The sequence below is a fragment of the Prevotella sp. CAG:592 genome, from assembly GCF_000436015.1.
In the GTDB taxonomy this organism is placed as follows: Bacteria; Bacteroidota; Bacteroidia; order Bacteroidales; family Bacteroidaceae; genus Prevotella; species Prevotella pectinovora.
Genome location: NZ_FR892611.1, coordinates 1 through 2,920 on the forward strand (window position 1 = coordinate 1; position 2,920 = coordinate 2,920).

At 45.3% G+C, this 2,920-nt stretch carries 2 protein-coding genes; both read left to right on the forward strand.

Annotation, left to right across the window (positions count from 1 at the left end; translation table 11 throughout):
• The coding region (locus tag QVO99_RS08505; protein ID WP_288177087.1) for a DNA-methyltransferase at positions 1 to 859 on the forward strand (859 nt) is incomplete at its 5' end.
• A gap of 340 nt (positions 860 to 1,199) precedes the next feature.
• On the forward strand, positions 1,200 to 2,920 hold a 1,721-nt coding region (locus tag QVO99_RS08510), incomplete at its 3' end, for a SusC/RagA family TonB-linked outer membrane protein (RefSeq protein ID WP_288177088.1).

The following is a 2,920-nucleotide window of genomic DNA, read 5'->3' on the forward strand; positions in this document are numbered from 1 at the left end:
ATATTATAAATCACCCAACAACGATTTCATCCTTGCCCATGGCGACTGTTTCAAACTTCTCAAAGAGTTTGATTTCAAGTTCGACATGATATTTGCAGACCCTCCTTATTTCCTCTCCAACGGTGGCATATCGTTGCAGAGTGGCAATGTAGTGTGTGTAGATAAGGGTGAATGGGACAAGGGCAAGTCACAAGAAGACATGATGGCGTTCAATATGGAATGGCTGCGTCTGTGTCGTGACAAACTGAAGGATAATGGTACTATATGGATTAGTGGCACTTACCACAACATCTTTTCTGTGGCTAATTGCCTGACTGAACTTGGCTACAAGATTCTGAATGTCATCACTTGGGAGAAGACAAATCCACCTGTCAACATTTCTTGCCGCTACTTCAAATACTCCACGGAATTTGTCATTTGGGCAAGGAAGATGCGGAAAGTTCCACATAAGTTCAATTATGAACTGATGAAAGAATTGAATGGAGGTAAGCAAATGTCTGATGTGTGGCGAATGCCAGCCATTGGTCGTTGGGAAAAGACATGCGGCAAACATCCTACACAAAAACCTTTGCGCCTTCTTGTTCGGATGATTCTTGCTTCAACTAATCAAGGAGATTGGATTCTTGACCCATTCAGTGGCAGTTCTACAACAGGCATTGCTGCTAATCTGTGTGGAAGAAGATTTGCTGGACTTGAACAAGAGGAAGAATTTTGTAAGTTGAGTAAGGCAAGACGTGAGGAAATAGAGAATCTTGAAGATTATGATAATCTGATAAACCATATTGAAGATTTGCATATATTTCGTAAAAATTTTATGGTGAAGGAAGATGCAAATGTTTACGCACAAATACCATTTTAAATAATCGTTTTAATTTATATGACAATACAAGTTATCCTCATTTTTATAGGCTTATATTTATATTTATAAATTAGATAGAGTTGTTTGCAGCATTACAGATACCTGTTTTAATAATTGTATGCAATACTATTGTGCAAACGTTTGCACTAACAAAAATGCCTTTTCCTTGTTAAAATAGTTTTAACGTATTGTAATACCTCCTATATTTGCAAGCAACTATCAAACATGAGAGAAAATTATGCCTTAAAGCAATCTACAAATGAACATCAAAGCCCGATAGAACGTTAGGGCTTTATGGATATTGGATATATAATTAGTAACATAAAAAAAACTATTAACAATGAAGCAGGTAAGATTCAGTAATGCCATGAGAGCTGTAGCCCTGACGGGAGGCTTGTTCTTGACGGCAAGTGCCTTCGGACAACAGGTTGTCGTGAAGGGACATGTGAAGGATGCCACCGGCGAGCCAATCATCGGAGCGACCATCCGAGTTGACGGTACCGATGGCGGTACCATTACCGACATTGACGGTAATTTCTCTATCAACGCAGACGCCAAGTCTACATTGAAAATCTCCTACATCGGATACGAGACGGTATCCGTGGCAGCAGGACAGAACATCAACGTCATCCTGAAGGAAGATGCCGCCACGAAGCTCGACGACGTGGTGGTGATCGGTTACGGTCGTGCGAAGAAGACCGACCTCACCGGTTCTATCTCAGCCTTGAAGCCAGACGAGCTGTCGAAGGGTATCACAAACAACGCCTCGGACATGCTCGTAGGTAAGGTGGCCGGTGTTGATGTGCAGACCACAGGCGGTATGCCAGGTGCAGGAGCACAGATCCGTATCCGTGGTGGTGCCTCTCTCTCAGCCAGCAACGATCCTCTGTATGTTATCGACGGACTCGTTATCGACAACAACACGGCGACTGGTATGAGTAACATCCTTGCCAATATCAACCCTAACGATATCGAGAACTTCACGGTGCTCAAGAGTGCTTCGGCAACGGCAATCTACGGTTCGCGCGCCAGCAACGGTGTCGTAATCATCACCACAAAGAAGGGCCGCAGCGGACAGAAGCCGACATTCACTTACAACGGTGACTTCACCATTTCGACGGCTCTTAAGAAATATGATGTGCTCAGCGGAGACGAGTATAGAAACCTCATCGAATCATTGGGTATGAGCCGTGACCTCCTCGGCACCGCCAACACCGACTGGCAGGACGAGATACTGCGCACCACGCTTTCTACAAACCACAGCATCAGCATGCAGGGCGGTCTGAAGAACATGCCATATCGTGTGAGCGCCGGATACAACATCGGCAACGGTATCCTGAAAACAAGCTGGATGCGCCGTTTCAATTCAAGCGTTAACATCGCACCTACCTTCCTCAACAACCACTTGAACTTCAACATCACAGCCAAGTATATGTATGAGAAAGACCGCTATGCCGACACCGGTGCCGTAGGAGCAGCCATCGCTATGGACCCGACACGTCCGGTGCGCATGTCAGACCCAGAATACAGCGTTGTGGGAGGATACTACCAGACTTTGGTAAACGCTTCGTATAACGACCCTAACTGGACAAAGACATCATACTCTCAGACTCCGCAGAACCCATTGGCTATGCTTAACAACAAGTATTGTCTGGCAAATGCCAACGACTTCAGCGGCAATGCAGAGGTGGACTACAAGATTCACGGATTCGAAGACCTCCGTCTGCATGCAAGTATCGGTGCACAGTATACAGAGACAGAACAGACCAATGACATACGCCGCACTTCATACAGCAACAACTACTATGGCTACAAGGGCCTTATGGCATACTATAAATATAATGTAGTAGGCAGTGCATACGCACAGTATATGCATGAATTCGGAAACCATGGAGTTGACATCATGGCTGGTGCAGAGCAGGCACACTACCATCGTTCAGGATTCAACGAATACGGTAAGGGAACCAACCCATTGACAGGTGAGGCTTTCGACGAGTCATTCAGAAGTGAAAAGGAGTGGGCAACACACAACTCGCTCGTGTCTTACTTCGGACGTCTGAA